At 41.3% G+C, this 17786-nt stretch carries 18 protein-coding genes, 1 other RNA gene and 2 pseudogenes; 4 read left to right on the top strand and 17 right to left on the bottom strand.

From position 1 onward, the window contains the following. Window positions 1-9: 9 nt before the first annotated feature. From JCM19043_RS01575 to JCM19043_RS01550, 7 genes are all read right to left on the bottom strand, one after another. Complete coding sequence (locus JCM19043_RS01575; RefSeq protein ID WP_062319382.1) at window positions 10-3120, bottom strand: AAA family ATPase; 3111 nt, start codon at window positions 3118-3120, stop codon at window positions 10-12. Between the two features lie 2 nt (window positions 3121-3122). Beyond that, window positions 3123-3662, bottom strand: a complete 540-nt coding sequence (locus JCM19043_RS17120) for an exonuclease SbcCD subunit D C-terminal domain-containing protein (RefSeq protein WP_231631341.1) — start codon at window positions 3660-3662, stop codon at window positions 3123-3125. Beyond that, complete coding sequence (locus JCM19043_RS17115; protein WP_231631340.1) at window positions 3632-4270, bottom strand: exonuclease subunit SbcD; 639 nt, start codon at window positions 4268-4270, stop codon at window positions 3632-3634. Before JCM19043_RS17115 ends, JCM19043_RS17120 begins: the two co-directional genes overlap by 31 nt. 66 nt (window positions 4271-4336) lie before the next feature. Beyond that, window positions 4337-4558, bottom strand: a complete 222-nt coding sequence (locus tag JCM19043_RS01565; RefSeq protein WP_062319380.1) for a YozE family protein — start codon at window positions 4556-4558, stop codon at window positions 4337-4339. A gap of 5 nt (window positions 4559-4563) precedes the next feature. Then, window positions 4564-5073, bottom strand: coding sequence for a dihydrofolate reductase (locus tag JCM19043_RS01560; RefSeq protein WP_062319378.1), 510 nt, complete (start codon window positions 5071-5073; stop codon window positions 4564-4566). Window positions 5074-5083: 10 nt separating this feature from the next. After that, window positions 5084-6040 (bottom strand): thymidylate synthase, encoded by a 957-nt coding sequence (locus tag JCM19043_RS01555; RefSeq protein ID WP_062319376.1) that lies wholly within the window; start codon window positions 6038-6040, stop codon window positions 5084-5086. Window positions 6041-6137: 97 nt separating this feature from the next. Next, complete coding sequence (locus JCM19043_RS01550) at window positions 6138-6728, bottom strand: HD domain-containing protein (protein WP_062319374.1); 591 nt, start codon at window positions 6726-6728, stop codon at window positions 6138-6140. A 201-nt stretch (window positions 6729-6929) separates the two neighbouring features. Here JCM19043_RS01550 and JCM19043_RS01545 point away from each other — a divergent pair, with 201 nt between their 5' ends. After that, window positions 6930-7130 (top strand): cold-shock protein, encoded by a 201-nt coding sequence (locus tag JCM19043_RS01545; protein ID WP_062319372.1) that lies wholly within the window; start codon window positions 6930-6932, stop codon window positions 7128-7130. 108 nt (window positions 7131-7238) lie between these two features. Beyond that, entirely contained in the window at window positions 7239-7652 is a 414-nt protein-coding gene (locus tag JCM19043_RS01540) for a ribonuclease HI family protein (RefSeq protein ID WP_062319370.1), read from the top strand. Here JCM19043_RS01540 and JCM19043_RS01535 read toward each other — a convergent pair. The 7 genes and pseudogenes from JCM19043_RS01535 to JCM19043_RS01505 all read right to left on the bottom strand — a co-directional run bounded on the left by JCM19043_RS01535 (window position 7633) and on the right by JCM19043_RS01505 (window position 12546). After that, window positions 7633-7902: a DUF6123 family protein gene (locus JCM19043_RS01535; protein WP_062319368.1), complete on the bottom strand. Its 270-nt coding sequence runs from the start codon at window positions 7900-7902 to the stop codon at window positions 7633-7635. The genes JCM19043_RS01540 and JCM19043_RS01535 overlap by 20 nt on opposite strands. A gap of 139 nt (window positions 7903-8041) precedes the next feature. Then, a pseudogene (locus JCM19043_RS01530) lies at window positions 8042-9538 on the bottom strand (carboxypeptidase M32). Window positions 9539-9549: 11 nt separating this feature from the next. Beyond that, a complete protein-coding gene (locus tag JCM19043_RS01525) occupies window positions 9550-10683 on the bottom strand; it encodes a class I SAM-dependent RNA methyltransferase (RefSeq protein WP_062319366.1) in 1134 nt (377 codons plus the stop codon). A 90-nt stretch (window positions 10684-10773) separates the two neighbouring features. After that, an RNA gene (gene rnpB / locus JCM19043_RS01520) (RNase P RNA component class B) lies at window positions 10774-11159 on the bottom strand. Between the two features lie 75 nt (window positions 11160-11234). Next, on the bottom strand, window positions 11235-11540 hold the full coding sequence (gene gpsB, locus JCM19043_RS01515) for a cell division regulator GpsB (protein ID WP_062319364.1): 306 nt from the start codon (window positions 11538-11540) through the stop codon (window positions 11235-11237). Between the two features lie 102 nt (window positions 11541-11642). Next, entirely contained in the window at window positions 11643-12197 is a 555-nt protein-coding gene (locus JCM19043_RS01510) for an SLOG family protein (protein ID WP_062319362.1), read from the bottom strand. After that, window positions 12190-12546 carry a DUF1798 family protein gene (locus JCM19043_RS01505; RefSeq protein WP_062319360.1) on the bottom strand — a complete coding sequence of 119 codons (357 nt, stop codon included), beginning with the start codon at window positions 12544-12546 and terminating at the stop codon, window positions 12190-12192. Before JCM19043_RS01505 ends, JCM19043_RS01510 begins: the two co-directional genes overlap by 8 nt. Before the next feature lie 284 nt (window positions 12547-12830). Between JCM19043_RS01505 and recU the strand changes: the two genes are divergently transcribed. Both recU and JCM19043_RS01495 read left to right on the top strand, forming a co-directional pair. Next, window positions 12831-13421 carry a Holliday junction resolvase RecU gene (gene recU / locus JCM19043_RS01500; RefSeq protein ID WP_062319358.1) on the top strand — a complete coding sequence of 197 codons (591 nt, stop codon included), beginning with the start codon at window positions 12831-12833 and terminating at the stop codon, window positions 13419-13421. 21 nt (window positions 13422-13442) lie between these two features. Next, a complete protein-coding gene (locus JCM19043_RS01495) occupies window positions 13443-15968 on the top strand; it encodes a PBP1A family penicillin-binding protein (protein ID WP_062319356.1) in 2526 nt (841 codons plus the stop codon). A gap of 73 nt (window positions 15969-16041) precedes the next feature. Here JCM19043_RS01495 and JCM19043_RS01490 read toward each other — a convergent pair whose 3' ends face one another. The 3 genes and pseudogenes from JCM19043_RS01490 to JCM19043_RS01480 all read right to left on the bottom strand — a co-directional run bounded on the left by JCM19043_RS01490 (window position 16042) and on the right by JCM19043_RS01480 (window position 17748). Then, complete coding sequence (locus tag JCM19043_RS01490) at window positions 16042-16392, bottom strand: YpoC family protein (protein ID WP_062319354.1); 351 nt, start codon at window positions 16390-16392, stop codon at window positions 16042-16044. After that, window positions 16373-17046: pseudogene (nth, locus tag JCM19043_RS01485) on the bottom strand (endonuclease III). The gene JCM19043_RS01490 and the pseudogene nth overlap by 20 nt, the downstream one beginning before the upstream one ends. Before the next feature lie 15 nt (window positions 17047-17061). Further along, window positions 17062-17748: a DnaD domain-containing protein gene (locus JCM19043_RS01480; RefSeq protein WP_062319352.1), complete on the bottom strand. Its 687-nt coding sequence runs from the start codon at window positions 17746-17748 to the stop codon at window positions 17062-17064. Window positions 17749-17786: the final 38 nt, after the last annotated feature.

Below are 17786 nucleotides of genomic sequence, written 5' to 3'. Positions count from 1 at the left end.
TATCAATAATTAAAAGCTAAAGGCCGCATCAGACCCATTGGGTGATGTGGTTATGTCTAGTTTAGCATAAATTTCTTCTTTTAGTTGGGGGACGTGCGAAATAATGCCTAAAATACGGTTTTTCTGACTCAACCCTTTTAACGTATTAATTGCTTGTTCCAGTGAAATATCATCAAGCGTGCCAAACCCTTCATCGATAAATAACGTATCCAGTTGAATCCCACCACTATAAGCTTGAACAACGTCAGCCATACCAAGTGCTAAACTGAGCGAGGCTTTAAACCCTTCCCCGCCTGATAAAGTTTTCACTGACCGCACCTTCGAGGTATGGTGATCAATCACTTCTAAGTCTAAACCACTTTGGGCCCCACGTTTGGCGATTTCATGACTGCGTCTAAGTTGATAACGGTAATCGGTTAATTCGACTAACCGTTGGTTCGCTTTAACCAAAATGTCATCTAAAAAGCTTGATAACACAAACCGCTCAAACGATAACTTCAAGTGATTCTCGCCGCGGCTTAAGTCCGCTAATTTTTTGATTGTCTGATACTGTTGTTCGGCTTGTTTGATAGTGTCTAACTGTTGGTTTACTTTCTTTCTTACCTGCGCCATTAACTCGAATAATTCTTCCAGTCGCGTCGTTTCTTTTACGAGCGTGTTATAGCGCTCATCAAGTACTGAAAGTTCCGCTTTAAGTGGGGCGATATCTGGTTTTTCTTGATCATTGATCCGGTCGGTCAAGGTGTTAATGTGAACCGCTAACGTTTGTCGCGCCTCATCAAAGGTTTGAATCTCACGTTTCAATGTTTCTCTCACATCAGCTGGTTGCCGCGCGGTTAAAAAGTCTGCTTCACTATGAAAAGCTGAATCGATTAACTGTTGTTGAAACGCTGCTTGTCGATCTGTTTCTTTTTCACGCAGTTCGGTTAAATAACGGGTGAGACTATTTAGTTCTGTTTCGAGTGTCTGTTTATCAGTCTCGAGTTGGCGTCTTTTTTTATCGGCTTGTTCATACTCGATTTCGAATGTTTTAAGCTTTGTTTGTTTGTCTTTAAACTGGGCTTCAAATTGTCTAAACGTCATCTCAGCTATTGGTAAGCGTTGTTTTAACAGCTCACATTCGGTTTCAAGCTTCTGAACGGTTTCCTTTTCTTTTACGATTGTATCCATCAGCGCATTTAGTTCCGCTTCTAAGTTACTGTATTGTTTTGTTTCTTTTTCAAGTGTCGTCCCAAGCTCACTTAATCGACGCTTTTGTTCTTCGTAATGCTTAACTTCTTTTTTAACGTCCGTTAACTGCGCTTCACGTTCGTCAATCCATTCTTGTAATGCCGAAACATCAGAAGTAGAGGCATTGTCTTTTGAGACATCTTTCAGTAAACCGTCCACTTTTTCTCTTTGGTAAGTCCCTTTCAATTTCAGTTCGGCTAACTCCGCTTGTTTTTGTCTTAGCGCTTGTTCTTTTTGTTCACGATCAGTCTTAGCCGCTTGTAATACCGCATCAGACACGAGCGCTACTTGCGTATGCCGAGCACCGGGATGTTCCTTAGAACCACAGACAGGGCAAGGTTCCCCGCTGGATAGCGCTTCCTTAAGCCGGTTAGCGTAACCGTCGCGCCAGCGCTTGTCGGTCTCCGTTTCTTTTTGCTTTGCTTTCTCAACAGCCGTTTCAAAAGACTGGAGCTGCGTTTGTTCGTCCTTATATGTTTTTCTTAACTGCGCGAGTGTTTGGGTCGCGGTTTTTGCCTCGCTTAATTTTTTAAGCACCGTTTCTTGTTTTTCTTGTTCATTCAAAACTTTCAAGTAGCTTGCTTCCATTTCATGGCGCGCGTTTAGAATCACTTCCTTCTCTTTTATGGCTGTAGCTAAGGTAGACAGGGTTGCCTGTTTCTCTTCGTAGGTTTCTGTCAGTGTACGTAAGTGATTGCCTTGTTCTATTAAGCTGTCTGTCTTTTTTTCATAGGTCAGCCAATCTTCGCGTTGTTGTTTGGCTGCTTTTAAGTCATCCTTTACGGAATCAAACGTGTCCACCTGTTTGTGTAAGCGATCAAACTCAGCTTGTTGTTCATGAAAGGCTTGGGTCACGTTCGCTACTTTTTTTAGGACGGTATCCCGTTCTGTTGATTTGTTTTGCACTTCTTGTTTTCGACTCTGATAGTCTTGATAATAGTAATCGAGTGTCGCCGCTTTTTCCGCCGCTTCTAGTGTCTGTCTCTTTTTGGTGATCTCAGGTTCTTTTTCTAACAAGACCGCGAGTTCTTGTTGTTTTGTTTCGTAATCACTGAAAGCTTCGAGCAAGTGCGTTTGATGCTGAAGCGCTCTATTTTTTTGATCCATAGATTGTTTGAGCTCGGTTTGTTTGGTCTCATTGTGCTGGATGTGCTGTTTCGTCTCACGCATTTTTGTTTCAAGTCGCTCAATCAGTTGAGTTGTTGTTAACTGATCAACCTCAACCTCACTATCCCAAGGAATGCGCTGCCACTCAAATTGAAGTCTTTGTTGTAAATCGGCTAACTGCTGAGCTTGTTCTTTCGCTTTGTCTTTAAAATAGTCTTGTAGCTCGGCGTATTTCGCTGTTTGAAATAACTTTTGTAAGATTTGTTCCCGCTCTTGTGAATTCTCACTAATCAAACGGCGGAATTCACCTTGCGGAATCATAATCATCTTCAAAAATTGATCATAGTCAAGACCAAGGACCCGTTTAATTTTATCATTGACCTCATTGATCTTTGATTCCGTCACAACAAATGCCCCGTCAATGCATGTTTCTAATACGGCGGTGGCAGGCTCTTCTTTTAGGCCTTCGCCGCGAAGTTTTGGAATCCATTGTTTTGGTTTTCTTAACACACGGTATGTCTCGTCTCCTACAGAAAAGGTAAAGCGGACAAACGTGTCGGTGTCATGACTACTAAAGTCACTTCTTAGCGTATCATGGTCACGGTCAGTGCCACTGGCTTTTCCGTATAAACTAAAACAAATCGCATCAAAAATTGTCGTTTTCCCCGCGCCAGTCGGTCCGGTAATAAGAAAGAGTGACTCTTCCCCGAGCTCAGTAAAATCTAGTGTTTGTTTATGTTTGTATGGCCCAAAGGCTTGAAATTCTAAAAAAAGTGTCCGCAAGGTTAGCGCCCCCTTTCTTTGTCTTTAATTGAGTCGAGCCCTTCCAGTAACAAGGCGCGTTCATCATCAGTCATCGCCTCACCCGTCATCTCTTGATAAAAGTGTTCAAATAACGCATCATCACTCATCCGCTCGGTCACCGGTGTTTGGTCAAGCTCATCTAAGGCCACATCCCGGTGGGTCCGCTTATATTCTAGTCGTAAAATATTCGGAAACTTTTTACGTAAATCTGCCATCGGATCGATCACTTCTTCGGTATCATCTAAACGAACGAGTAAATAATCATCACTGGCTTCGGTTGTGGTCATGATGTCATGAAACGTCCCTTCGATGATGCGTAAATCGCGTCTAGGCTCAAGTAAATGCCGCTCAATCGTGACGTTATCTTTTTCGGCTAAGTTAACAATGGTAACGGACTTTTTATGCCTGGCTTCTGAGAAGGAATACTTTAATAACGACCCGCTATACTGCACATTTAGGCGTTTCACTTGTTGGGGCTGATGGAGGTGTCCTAAAGCAATATAGTCAAACCCATCAAACACGGACTGATCAACATAAGGCTCCCACCAATCATCGATAGGCGCTCCTCTGAGTCTGTTTCCATTCCACCTGCGATAAAAGCATGCGCTAAAATAACGTGGCGCTCGGATAAATCCATGCGGTCACGAATCGATTGGACGACAATTTCCATCGCTTCATGATGCGTGAGCATCTCATCAATCTGAAAGTGAAACCGCACTTCATTAGGTTCAAAAAAAGGGATCAAATGAAAAGTCACTGGGCCTTTATCGTCCGTCAAGGTCACGTGTTCAATCGGATGGGTCAGTTTCGTCTCAAAATATAACTGATTGTCTCTAAATAAGGCCCGACCAAATTGTAAGCGATCAGGACTGTCGTGGTTACCTGATGTCACAAGGACCGGAAAGTCATATTGCTGGCTTAGTTTAGTGATCGTTCGGTCAAATAAATCAACCGCTTCTTTCGGAGGGATTGAGCGGTCATAAATGTCACCCGAAATAACGACACAATCCGGTTGTTCCGCGTCAATAATGTCAAATAATTGATCAAGCACATAGGCCTGGTCTTCGGTCATATGGACGGCATTGACAATCTTACCTAAGTGCCAATCGGCAGTATGAAGGATTTTCATATTCTCACCTCTCTAAATTTTGATTTGAAAAAAGAGCTGAAAGTCATCATCCAGCTCTTTTTAGTATTAACGGCGCGTTTCTAAATAATCATACCAGAGCGCATCAAACACACTCATAACAGTCGTAAACGGTAAATTCCATTCTAAATAACGACTCACTTCATCATATTTTTCCGATTGACGCGGAAAGTCATGATCTTCAAACATCCAATCCGCCAATTTTTTTTCATCTGTTAACTGCTTCATGCCTCGGTAACGCATCATATATTCATAAAAACTTTTGCCCATCTGCTTCACTCCTTCACAGTTTTATCCAGATACTCGCGATCATATTGAATAAAGTAGTAATCATAAGGGTTCTCACTATCTTTTACACCTTGTTCTTTTGACGTTTCAACAAATCCTGCGTCACGGTAATCCGGAAAATACGTATCCCCTTCGAAAGAGGCATCGATATAGGTGATATATAACCGGTCAGCGACCGGTAAAAATTGTTTGTAAATCTCTCCACCACCAATAATCATCACTTCATCATCACGCGCTTGTAACGCCTGTTTTAAGTCTTCAATATCGTGATAGACCTCTACTCCCGGATAAGTGAAGTCTGTCTGCCTCGTAAGCACCATATGATGACGGTCTTTTAAAGGTTTTTTAAAGCTTTCAAATGTTTTTCGTCCCATTACAATCGTTTTACCGAGTGTTTGGTTTTTAAAAAACTGTAAGTCCCGTGGTAAGTCCCACGGCATCCAGTTATCTTTTCCAATCACAAAGTCTTTTCCGTGTGCGGCAATTAAACTAATCATCATAGCCCTCCTATACAGCAATCGGTGCTTTAATCGGTGGATGTGAGTCATAGCCGACAAGTGTAATATCATCGACCGTTAACTCAAATAAACTTTTACCTTCTGTGATGTTTATCTCAGGTAGAGGATACATCTCACGTGAGAGTTGTTCTTCTACTTGAGTCAGGTGATTCTGATAAATATGGGCATCCCCTAAGGTATGAATAAATTCCCCGACGTCTAACCCCACTTCATTAGCAATGAGGTGGACAAGGAGACTGTAGCTCGCAATATTAAACGGGACACCTAAAAAGATATCGGCGCTGCGTTGGTAGAGTTGGCAGCTTAGCTTGCCATTCGCCACGTAGAACTGAAACATCGCATGGCACGGGGGCAAAGCCATATTGCTTGGGATATCTTCTGGGTTCCAAGCCGTGACGATATGGCGACGAGAGTCTGGATTCGTTTTTAAGCTCTCGATCACGTCTTTTAATTGATCAATCGTCTCCCCACGAGACGTTTGCCAGTGACGCCACTGCTTGCCGTACACCGGACCTAAGTCACCGTATTGTGTCATAAACGCATCATCTTCTAAAATACGTTGTTTGAAAATGGCCATTTGTTCCTTATACTCGGCGTTAAATGTTGCGTCTACAAGGGAACGATTACCGAAATCCGTCATATCAGGTCCGGTATAATTCTCGCTCTCGACCCAGCGCTTAAAGGCCCATTCATTCCAGATGTTATTGTTGTGCTCCAGTAAATAACGAATGTTCGTATCGCCATGAATGAACCACAATAATTCTGAGACAATCAATCTAACATTCACTTTCTTGGTCGTTAGTAGCGGAAAGCCTTCTGCTAAATCAAAGCGCATTTGCGCACCAAAGACAGAATATGTACCGGTATTTGTTCGGTCGGACTTTTTCTCACCATTAGCTAACACATGGCGACATAAATCTAAGTATTGTTGTTCATTTACAGACATGTTAAAACTCCTCATTTGAAAAATATACTAGACACTATTATACATGAAAAGCTGCTTTAATCCCACTCGGAATTTTTTTTACACGTGTCGAGCGTCTTTAATTATTATGTTTGAGAAAATCACGTTCATTGTAATAGCCATCATAAAAAGCACGCATCAACTGATGGCGCTCTTCGGCGATCGTTTGTGCTGTTTTCGTATGAAGCAAGTCCTTTAAGTGAAATAGCTTATCATCAAAGTGCTGTATCGTTTCATCCAACGGACGGTTGTGCGTCGTGCCGTATTGAATCGTACGAATAATCCCCATCGCCCCAATGGCATCGAGTCGGTCGCTGTCTTTAACAACTTGTTGAAGTAAGGTGGTTGCTTCTTTGTTGTGCCTGAAGGAAATGACATCAATGGCGTTTATGATCACGTCAATCGTATCGTTATTAAAGCAGACCTGCTTTAATAGTACCATGAGTGCCTGTTTACTTTTCGCTGGGTCTTGGACTAATTTGTCATCATAATAGTCATGGGTCAGGGCTATCACTTCTGGCAAAAACGGGTCAAGTCCTTCTTGTTTGGCGATGTAGATACTCATATTGCTTACCCGGATCATATGGTCGTAATTATGGCCAGATGTATCGTTACAGAAGCGGTCATAGATGTGTTTTTTAAGTGTAGATAATACGGTATGTTCGTTCATGACTTTCTCTCCTTTTCTTGATTGTGTAATGCTTGACTTTTTCCAATAAATGCGTTATCATTTTGACCAAAGCTTAAGGGAAAAGTCAGGTTTATGAATGTCAATGCACGTGTCGTATATCTGACACAGGTATTGGCTTTTTCTATGTTTGATGATTCTTTATATAGCTTAAATTCGTGAGATTGAGGAGGCGCACACGCAATGCAAAACGGTATTGTCAAATGGTTTAACGCAGAAAAAGGATACGGATTTATCCAACTTGAAGAAGGTGATGATATTTTCGTTCACTATTCTGCCATCCAAGAAGATGGTTTTAAAACGTTAGAGGAAGGTCAATCTGTTGCTTTTGATATCATTGAAGGTGACCGTGGACCTCAAGCCGCTAACGTCACAAAAAACTAAATCTCATCCTTAAAGCGGTGACGTTGATTCATCGCTTTTTTATATGTTAGACGATCCGCCTACCTAAAAACATAGATTAAAAATTTGAACAGATAAAGAGGTATAAGCATGTTAGAAGTATATATTGACGGGGCCACCCTTGGCGAGAATGGTAAGAGTGCGGCAAGTTTCGTCGCGAAAAATAAGCAGGTTTGTCTAGAGGGTTATACCTTTATTGGTGAGAAAACAAATCACGAAGCGGAGTTTCACGCCCTTTTCTTTGCGCTTGTTACTCTAAAGAATAACTATCCAGATGAGATTCTCTCAATTCGATCGGATTCAAAAATTGTCGTTGATACGATTGAAAAAGCCTACACGAAAAATCCAGCCTTTCTAAGTTATTATGAAAAAATAGCCGAACTTATCACCCATTTTCCGTATGTGTTCATCAAGTGGATTCCTGACAAAGACAATAAGCGAGCCGATCTGTTAGCGCGCACCGGCTTACAAACAGAGTCAACCGTTATTCAATCATGTTCTTAACTTTTAAGTAAGCTTCGACCTCATGTCTTTTGGTAATCTTTTGTTCATCGAGATGTTCTAGTAGATTCACAAAAAAAGACCCGTCAAACCCATACGTTAGTTTTAACGTGTATTCAATGGCGAGACGAACGGTATAATCACTCGCCGCTGTGATTTGTTTACCGAAATAAATAAATTTGATATCTGACGCTGACAACTTAAAGCCTTTGGCATATAAATGATCCAAATACGATTCTAATTGCCCTACCATTTACTCTACCACCTTTATCTCGCGGATTCGTCTTGCTTTCATTATAAAGTAGCCCGCGCCACGTTACAAGAACGAATGTTCTTTTATTATGAAGCAGCTCACCTCAACTGACGAGTGTTGAGGTGAGCTGCTTCATTATTTAATTCCATTGATAAATGACTTGATATTTTTCGGTTAAATAATTAATCAAATAATTAGGATTTAACCCTTCACCGGTGACATCGTTAATAATCTCTAACGGTTCTTTCATCCGTCCATGGCGATGAACGTGTTCTGTTAACCATTCTTTCATCGGTTCAAAGTCATTCGTTTGAATCATCATTGGAATATTGATTTGTTTACTCATTGCCTCATGTAACTGCGCAGCATACATATAACCTAAGGCATACGTTGGGAAGTAACCAAAGTCCCCGCCTGCCCAGTGAATATCTTGTAACACACCTTCACGGTCTGTTGTTGGGCGAATACCTAAGTAACTTTCCATCTTATCATTCCATGCTTCAGGTAAATCTTTTACTTTCAATGACCCTTCGATTAATGCCTTTTCTAATTCATAGCGAATAATAATGTGCAAGCTATAAGTTAATTCATCTGCTTCAATCCGAATATAACTTGGCTTCACTTCATTAATCGCCCGGTAAAAGTCTGATAGTTCAATCGTTTGGAACGCTTCAGGCGCAAACGATAAGAAAGACCTATACTGACTTTTCCAGAACGCTTCACTTCGTCCGATGAAATTCTCCCAAAACAGTGACTGTGACTCATGAATCCCCATTGATGTACCTTCAGCGAGTGGTGTTAGAGCAAATTCAGAGTCAATATTTTGTTCATACAGGGCATGGCCCCCTTCATGAATGGTCCCAAAAATCGCCGTTCTGAAATCATGTTCATCGTAACGTGTCGTCACGCGCACATCTCCTTGATTAATACCAATCGCAAAGGGATGAATCGTCTCATCTAAACGACCCGCATCAAAATCATACCCCATCTTATCAAGCACGCTCAAACTAAAGGCTTGTTGCTTGTCTTTCGGGAAATAATGAAGCAACTGACTGGAATCAACCTCAACATCCGATTGTTGAATTTTTTTAACGAGGTTGATAACGCTTGTTTTAACTCATCAAACACAGGGTCTAAAACATCCGTCGTTAATCCCGGCTCATATTGGTCTAATAAACCGTTATACCGATTATCTTTATAACCCCAATACTCACTAAACCGTTGGTTATACTCAACGAGTTGTTCTAAATACGGGGCAAGCATGGAAAAGTCATTCTTTTCGCGCGCGTCTTGCCAAACCGTTTCTGCTTTAGAACGAAGGGTCACAAAAGCGGTGTATTCTGCGGTTGGAATTTTTGAATCGCGGTCATAATCTTTCTGACAAACGTTCAACATTTGTTTCATGACCGGATCACTCTCAACCTCTGCCGGTAGCTCATCTAAAAACCGCTTCATTTCCTCGGAAGTTTTCAGTGTGTGAATCGTTTCAGACAATTGCCCGATAACCTCTGAACGCTGGTCCATCCCCTTTTTAGGAATCATCGTCCTTAGGTCCCACGCCATTAAATTCAGTGCTTCTTCATAACTTTTAATTTTTTTTTAAATAGTCTTTGAATGATTGAACAGTAACGGTCATCCTCATCCCTCCTACTTATTGTGCTTACCAAAGTATTGGTAGTAATCAACTTTAATAAATCCGTTAAATAGCTTCCGTTTTTTCGTAGCTTTCATACCAAATAATTTCTCAAACTGTTCGTGTGACGTTAAGACGTAACTACTCCACGTTGAATTAAGCGCCATCGATTTTCCTAGATCACGATACATTTGTTTCACTTCTTCTTCTTCATTTAAACGCTCACCGTAAGGTGGGTTGGTGATTAAATAACCATTGTCTTTTTTCGGGTGAAAATCACGTGCTTGCATCTGTTTAAACGTAATTAAATCACTTAGTCCCGCTTCGATGGCATTGTCTCTAGCGATTTCAATCATTTTTGGATCTAAGTCAGTACCAGTAATGTCAAGTGGTTGGTCATAATTAGCCAGTTTTTCTGCTTCGTCAAAGGCTTGATCCCATAGCGTCTGGGGTACGAAATCCCATGACTCGCTCGCAAACTCCCGGTTAAAGCCAGGCGCAATATTTTGTCCAATTAAAGCTGCTTCAATTAAAATCGTCCCTGACCCACAGAATAAATCAACTAATGGGTAATCGGCTTTCCAGTTTGTCAACATGACAAGCGCCGCTGCGAGCGTTTCTTTGAGCGGGGCTTCCCCTTGACGCAGACGGTAGCCACGTTTATGTAGGCCGGTACCTGAGGAGTCGAGGGTGAGTGTCACTTTATCTTTTAATAACGCGACTTCAATTTTGTACATCGCTCCTGTTTCTGGCATGTTGATAGCGACGCCGTGCTTTTGTTTTAATTTCTCCGCGACCGCTTTTTTCACTAATCGCTGACAATCGGGCACGCTGTAAAGTTTTGATTTTACCGACTTACCAATAACAGGAAAGGCGCCGTCTTCAGGAATATAATCTTCCCAGTTTAACGCCTTTGTTTGTTCAAAGAGATCATCAAACGTTTTTGCTTCAAATTCACCGACAATGACTTTAACACGATCGGCTGTTCTTAGCCATAAGTTTAAGCGCGGAATCGCGCTCACGTCAGCATCAAACATCACTTTCCCGTTCTCAACTATCACATCTGTATACCCTAATTCTTTTACTTCCCTTGCGACAAGTGCTTCCAGCCCCATTGCAGCTGTTGCCAATAACCGTACTTTTTTCATTTTATCCACCTCATTATTATTAAAAAAACCTCCCAACGACCGAAAAGTCAGAGGAAGGTTCATCGATTCAAAATAAATGACCAATGAATGTTTTATAAGCCATGTTCTGTTCTAAAGCACTACAAACGGTGGTCAGCCTCGTACTCTAGCGGTAACCATCTATCTACATAGTTGACTATGTCCTTGTTTCGGTTAAGTTCCCTACTCCAAGATGCCCCTACCAAAATTTGGGTTGCTCACTCGTGGGGTTTACCTCGTTCCACTCAAGTCGGTTTCCCGCTTGACTTCGTCACTGTGGCACTTTCAAGGTACTAGGCACATATCCAAGGACTTAGCGCCATTCCCTGCCGTCAATCACAACTGTGACTGCCTTGATTTATTTATTCATCAAGCACGAACACTACAAGCATCTCAGCTTGTGTGAGCATGGACTTTCCTCTACAAACGCGAAGCGCTTGTAGCGATTACCAAAACATTCATTTCCCTTTATTTTTCCTTCAATAGTATAACACATCTCACGTCATTTGACACGTGGAAATGTCTAGAAATACTTAATCATCGGCATACTTTTTGCCAAAAACAGCTTTTTCTAGATTGGATACACGTTTAAGAATATCATAGTTAGCTTGATGATTCGTTGCCTGCATGCGAGGTCTTACCGGTTCCTCCGGCTTTCTTTGTGACGCGCGGGCTTGTTCTTCTTCGAGTTGTTTAATTCTACTTTCAAGTGCTTCATAATCTTGAATAATCACATCAAGATAGGCATCCACTTCTTCTTGATTGTAACCACGCATCGATGTTTTAAAGTCTTTGTCTAAAATATCTTTTGTTGATAACTGTGTTAATTTATTCTCCATTTTTTCACCCCGTTATAAATATAAGGTTAACCTGTCTTCTCTTATCTGTTCTATTATATCAAACTTTCATAAGAATTATAGTAACGAACATACCATCGGTCCTTATGATTGTTCAAATGTCGCCATCTCTTGTAGTTCTCGCCCAATATCTTCTAAATCCAGTGGTGTGATTGTATATGTCAAATGATCCGTATCTTTTATGATCGTCTCATAGTAAAATTTCACACTTCCTGGATGGTCTTCATCAATTAACACCAGGCTGGCATCAGCTTTAGCTAAAAAAAATTGATTTTTCATCTTAAACTGCCCCGGATTTTTATACCCACCTTGATAGAGCGTATTGAAATAATCAACCGTCATCGTCAATAATTGATATTTCTCTTGATCGGGTTCTTTCCAACGACTATGTTGGTCTTCAAATGGCGCAATGATCCCAATTTGAAAATCATAATGTTCTTGTAGGTCGAGACAGACTTCAACGCACCATAGCTCAACCCCTAGCTGTCCTGAGACAATCACCCACTCTAAGCCGTCTTCAAGTAATCCAATAAGCTTTTTTTCTAACGCTTTTTTAATAATCATCACCCGTGGATCTTGGTCTTTGTGGATGCCTAATTCAAATGATTTATAGCCGGTGACCGCTAACACTTTAGTCATGTTGATATACCCTTCTTACCATATCAAGAACCACATCAACAGATTTGACGAGTTCATGAAACCTTTTCTCATCCGTATCATGATAAAAGCTATGCATAATGATTAATTCCATGTTTTCTCGGGTAGACTGAACGAGTGACGGATGGATAGATAAGGCATGTGTTTTAATATCTGATAAAAGTTGGTCTTCCCATTGTTCCATTAACTGAAACTGTGGGGTGACTTCTTCTTTAATAACGTTAAACGCCTCCCGGTCATTAAGTTTAGCCGGGAGCTTATCTGTCTGATAGCGGATGAAACACGCTTGTTTTATCTGATCGATTGTTTCTGTTTGTGATAGGACTGACATGACTTTTCACCTCTTGATACATACTTTAGCACGGATAGAGTCCGTTGACAAACACAAAAACAATAAGATTCACCCACCATTTTCTCACCTTTTTTTCATTGTTTTCTCATTATACAAACATACGTTTTATATGCTATACTATTATAGGAAGATTCAACCATTTAATTAGACTAACTCAACTGGACCATGACGAGACGGTTATCAGCCCAAAGCCTTAAAATCGTGTTTTTCACTCGCCATTTTATAAATTTTTGATATGATATTTGAAACAGGAGGGATGCTGTTTGAATTACCCAAATGGTAAAAAAGTAAAAACTCAACATGCAACGAAGAACAATACACCGCATGACCGCTTCAGTAATCGTGGTATGACGCTCGAAAAAGATATTAATGACACAAACAATTACTACTTAAGTCGGGGACTATGTGTGATTCACAAAAAACCAACCCCGGTACAAATTGTAAAAGTCGATTACCCTAAACGTAGTGCAGCAGTGATTAAAGAAGCCTATTTTAAACAAGCATCAACAACGGATTATAACGGCCTCTATAAAGGTAGGTACATTGATTTTGAAGCGAAAGAAACGAAGAATAAAACATCGTTTCCACTCAGTAATTTCCATCAACATCAAATCGACCATATGGAAGATATCGTGAAACACGAAGGGATATGTTTTGTGATTATTCGCTTCCAGGCTTATAATGAATCATATGTCTTTCCGGCTGTGAAACTTTTTCCGTATTGGCATCGTCAATTTAAAGACGGTAGAAAGTCGATACCTTATACAGCCGTTAAAGATGAAGGGACACTCATCCCAGCAAGTTTCCCTGCCCTCGTTGATTATTTAACTGTCGTTGACGAGATCTTTTTTTAAGAATGAATGGAGGAAATAATGATGTCTGATCAATACAAGTCGCGTAGTGAAAAACGCCGACAAGAACAGATGAAACAAACGAAAAAGAAACAAAATAAGAAACAAAAAACTAAGAAAGTATCTTTTAAGAAAGTGATGTTAACCTTGCTTATTTTAGGACTTATTGCTGTGGTTGGCGTGGGAGGTTTATTTGCTTATTACATCTCTAAGTCACCAGAACTTGACCCAGAAAAATTAAGTATTCCTGCCTCAAGTAAGGTCTATGATAAAGACCAGGAACTTTTTGCTGATATTGGTGAAGAACAGCGGGTCAAAGTCAGTTATGATGAGCTTCCACCCGTGTTAATCGATGCCGTATTAGCAACAGAAGATGTCCGGTTCTTCGACCACTTCGGCATTGATATCCGCCGGATTGGTGGAGCGGTCATTGCCAACTTGACCGACGGTTTCGGTTCAGAGGGTGGGTCAACGATTACCCAACAAGTCATTAAAGGCGCCTTTTTATACCCTGATAAAACGCTAGAACGTAAAGTTCAAGAACAGTGGTTAGCCATTCAACTTGATTTATCTTACTCTAAAGAAACGATTTTAGAAATGTATTTAAATCGGATCTATTACGGTTCTGCCGGCTACGGGGTCGCAACCGCTGCTCAAAACTATTTCGGTATAACGGATCTAAATGAACTAAGTTTAGCTCAAGCCGCTCTTTTAGCTGGGTTACCACAACGCCCGTCAGCGTATGACCCGACGGTCAACCCAGACCTAGCTAAAGAACGGATGGAAACGGTCCTGAATTTAATGGTCCGACACGAAAAAATTTCGGAAAGTGAAGCAGAAGAAGCGAAACAAGTGGCCATTGAAGACATGTTAAATGTCTCAACAGCCTCTCGTACCAGTCACACCGACTTTTTAGATCAAGTCCAGCGTGAATTAGAAGAGAAATATGACATTGATTTATACAATGATGGTGTGAAAGTATATACGACAATGGACCAAGAGGCACAAAGTTATGTGGAATACTTGCTGTCTGATGAAAGTCCCGTCAGTTATTCAGATAGTGAACTACAGTCCGGTCTTTCTGTCGTTGAAACAACCTCAGGTGCGATTCGAGCGATCGGTGGTGGCAGAAATCGTGAAGCAGGTGGCTTCAACATGGCCATCCAAGCGAAACGACAACCGGGTTCATCAATTAAACCGATTTTCTCTTATGGCCCAGCGATTGAGTATTTAAACTACTCAACGTATGAACAAATGCCGGATAACGGTCCTTATGAAGTAACCGGCTCAAAGCCGATTAATAATGTGGGACGTTACCGTGGTCAAGTCACATTACGAACCGCTTTAGAACAATCTTCCAACGTCGTCGCAGCCCATCTTTTTGATGAAATCGGAAGAAGTCAAGTCAGCGAATTCGGACAAAAGCTTGGCTTAACCATTCCTGATGGCGGATTAAACGTCCGTGATGCGATTGGCGGGTCAACATTTGAAGCTTCTACGCTTGATATGGCGGCAGCTTATGCGGCTTTTGGAAACGGTGGATTATATACCGAACCATATAGCGTTGTTGCGATTGAATATCCCGATGGCCGACGCATTGAAGTGGAACCTGAAACGACTGTGGCCATGTCAGAAGCAACGGCTTATATGGTCACAGACATGATGAAAAATGTTGTACGCTCAGGTACAGGAACAAGAGCCAATGTTTCAGGTGTTCCAGTAGCCGGTAAAACCGGGACAACCGATAATAATGTTGATAAATGGTTTGTTGGTTTGAGTACCCAGTATGCGATTGGTGTATGGACAGGCTATGCTGACAGTTCAACAAAACCTGTCCCGGATGTATACAACTCACAACTGCTGTTTAAGTATGCGATGACAGAGTTATCTAAAAACGTAGAGGTGACCGATTTCACTCGTCCTGACAGTGTCATACCTGTCAAAGTTGAAGCGGGCACAAATCCTGCTCAATTACCGAGTGAATTCACACCAAATGACCAAGTCATTACTGAGCTATTCAAACGTGGGACAGAGCCTTCGGCTGTATCTGATGCTTATGAGCAATTAAATCCAGTTGAGAACTTAAAAGCCACTTATGATGAGGAAACAAACAGCATCACCGTAACGTGGGAACATAATATGGAGGCGGATGTAGATGTTGCCTTCGAGGTCAACTATCAATCAGGTGAACCTGTCAATACCGATGCGACAACCTTCACGATTGAAGAGGTGGAACCTGAAACCATGTACACCATTAATGTGACGGCCTTTAATCCAGAAAAAGTCACCTTAACGAGTGAAACAAAAACCGTTGAAATCATGACGCCAAAAGAAAAAGAAGAAGAACCCGACCTACCAGAGATCGACTTACCAGATGGTGAAGCCCCTGATGGTAATGATAACAATGGTAACGGGAATGGCGACGGGAATGGTGGCAATGATGATGATGAAGACACACCAGACCAGCCAGATGAGGACCAACCAACAGACGATGACACCGATCAATCGGATGAGGAAACAAACGCTGAACAACAAGATGATGCGGCTTAATCCTCTTTATTACTAACATAAAACATCCCCAGATATCTTTTTATACTAAGAGATAACTGGGGATGTTTTTATATTAGTGGTGTATCTGTTGATGTCTCATCGCTTGTTTGATTGCTTCTTTAGCATACAACTTTTCTACTTCTTCATAGAGCGTGATGAGTTGTAAATACGCATGGTATTGTTTTAGATTTCCTTCAACATACTCAAACCGTTCTTTAATGTTGATCGGCTTGATTGAAAGGCTATCCATATCTTTCGTTAAATCATCCGTTTGATTCAACTCATACAATAACACTTTAAATGATTGAATCGCCTCTCTCATCGGTTGAATCGCCTCTTTAAATTGACGCGCATCAAATAACTGTTGGATATGAGGTTTTTGTTGATCAAAACGACTGAATAACTCATGACGATTTGTTGGCATGTTCTCTCTCCTTTTTACGTAAACGTTTCTGTCCTTCCCGGCAAAGGTCGAGTAACGGACACGTGTCACATTGAGGATGTCTCGCCTTACAGTGGTAACGCCCGAAAAAAATCATCCGGTGGTGCGTGTCACTCCACTCGTCTTTAGGTACTTTCTTCATCAGTGTTTTTTCTACTTCTAACGGCGAGTCTTTCCAACGGGCAATCCCTAAGCGTTTAGACACACGTTCCACGTGTGTATCAACTGCAATCGCTGGTTCGCCAAAAGCCACTGACATAACGACATTCGCTGTTTTTCGTCCAACACCTGCAAGAGATTCTAGTTCTTCATGCGTCCGTGGCACCTCACCGTTAAAATTTTCTTTAATTCTTTGTGATAATTTTTGAATATTTTTTGCTTTGTTCCGGTACAAGCCAATCGATTTTATGTCTTGTTCTAATTCTTCTAATGGCACGGCTAAATAATCTTCAGGCGTTTTATATTTTTTAAAGAGAGCATCCGTCACTTTATTGACGAGTTGGTCCGTACACTGGCTGATAGGGCGACCGCAATGACGAGTTCAAACGGATTCTCATGCTTTAATTCACACCAAGCATCAGGATACATCTCAGCCATCGTATCAAGGACGAACCGTATTTGTTTATTCGTTAACACGACTTGCCACCTCCATTAATCGTCTGATTCATCTAGCCAATTATAGTAAACAGATGGATCGGTGCGTTTTCTTGCCTTTTCTGTGCGCTGATTCGACTGTTGGTGAAATTTCTTGCCGGCTTTTTTAGCAGCCTCTACCGTTTTAATCCCTTTTTTCTGCCACTCTTGTAAAATACGATCAACATACTTAAAGTTAAGTTTACTTAACAAGACAGCCTCTCTTAACGCTTGTTGAATGAGACGGACATCATACTGGTCTTCATCTAACCAAATATTAATGGTTTCAATTTCAATTGGCGATAACACACGACCGAACTCACGCTCAAACTGCTTAAACACTTCGACACTTTGATCCGTTGGCTGCGTACTTTTCTTATCATCTTTTGTGTATAGTGTCTGCCACAGTGGCTCTAATGAGTAGTATTCATCAACAATACCAGCACCATTTTCAGTTTCTTCAATTGTCATAAGATGCTTTTGCATGAGCTGGCGCAAACTGCGACTGACGACTTGATCATCGTAATTTGTCACCTCAGCCATTTCAGACGGTGTCGGAAACATCGTATTCTCAGCCTGGAAACGGATCAGCTGCAGCACAACCATCACTTCCGTTTCATCCATACCAATCTGACGGTAATCGGTTAAGAGTTTTTTCGAGAACGTGAGTTGATCGCGCATAAATCGTTCATAGTGTTGTTTCAACATTCTTCCCCCATTCACATGATGGTGAAAACCCCCGG

The sequence above is a fragment of the Halolactibacillus sp. JCM 19043 genome (genome assembly GCF_001310395.1).
Classification (GTDB): domain Bacteria; phylum Bacillota; class Bacilli; order Bacillales; family Amphibacillaceae; genus Halolactibacillus; species Halolactibacillus miurensis.
Note: the sequence above shows the minus strand (reverse complement) of the source record. Positions and strands in the feature narration are given on the sequence as shown.

What these genes read in the sequence shown, in the direction of transcription:
- JCM19043_RS17115 (WP_231631340.1), bottom strand. Translation starts at nt 4,270, where the DNA reads ATGAAAATCCTTCATACTGCCGATTGGCACTTAGGTAAGATTGTCAAT.
- JCM19043_RS01565 (WP_062319380.1), bottom strand. Translation starts at nt 4,558, where the DNA reads ATGGGCAAAAGTTTTTATGAATATATGATGCGTTACCGAGGCATGAAG.
- JCM19043_RS01560 (WP_062319378.1), bottom strand. Translation starts at nt 5,073, where the DNA reads ATGATTAGTTTAATTGCCGCACACGGAAAAGACTTTGTGATTGGAAAA.
- JCM19043_RS01555 (WP_062319376.1), bottom strand. Translation starts at nt 6,040, where the DNA reads ATGTCTGTAAATGAACAACAATACTTAGATTTATGTCGCCATGTGTTA.
- JCM19043_RS01550 (WP_062319374.1), bottom strand. Translation starts at nt 6,728, where the DNA reads ATGAACGAACATACCGTATTATCTACACTTAAAAAACACATCTATGAC.
- JCM19043_RS01545 (WP_062319372.1), top strand. Translation starts at nt 6,930, where the DNA reads ATGCAAAACGGTATTGTCAAATGGTTTAACGCAGAAAAAGGATACGGA.
- JCM19043_RS01540 (WP_062319370.1), top strand. Translation starts at nt 7,239, where the DNA reads ATGTTAGAAGTATATATTGACGGGGCCACCCTTGGCGAGAATGGTAAG.
- JCM19043_RS01535 (WP_062319368.1), bottom strand. Translation starts at nt 7,902, where the DNA reads ATGGTAGGGCAATTAGAATCGTATTTGGATCATTTATATGCCAAAGGC.
- JCM19043_RS01525 (WP_062319366.1), bottom strand. Translation starts at nt 10,683, where the DNA reads ATGAAAAAAGTACGGTTATTGGCAACAGCTGCAATGGGGCTGGAAGCA.
- gpsB (WP_062319364.1), bottom strand. Translation starts at nt 11,540, where the DNA reads ATGGAGAATAAATTAACACAGTTATCAACAAAAGATATTTTAGACAAA.
- JCM19043_RS01510 (WP_062319362.1), bottom strand. Translation starts at nt 12,197, where the DNA reads ATGACTAAAGTGTTAGCGGTCACCGGCTATAAATCATTTGAATTAGGC.
- JCM19043_RS01505 (WP_062319360.1), bottom strand. Translation starts at nt 12,546, where the DNA reads ATGTCAGTCCTATCACAAACAGAAACAATCGATCAGATAAAACAAGCG.
- JCM19043_RS01495 (WP_062319356.1), top strand. Translation starts at nt 13,443, where the DNA reads ATGTCTGATCAATACAAGTCGCGTAGTGAAAAACGCCGACAAGAACAG.
- JCM19043_RS01490 (WP_062319354.1), bottom strand. Translation starts at nt 16,392, where the DNA reads ATGCCAACAAATCGTCATGAGTTATTCAGTCGTTTTGATCAACAAAAA.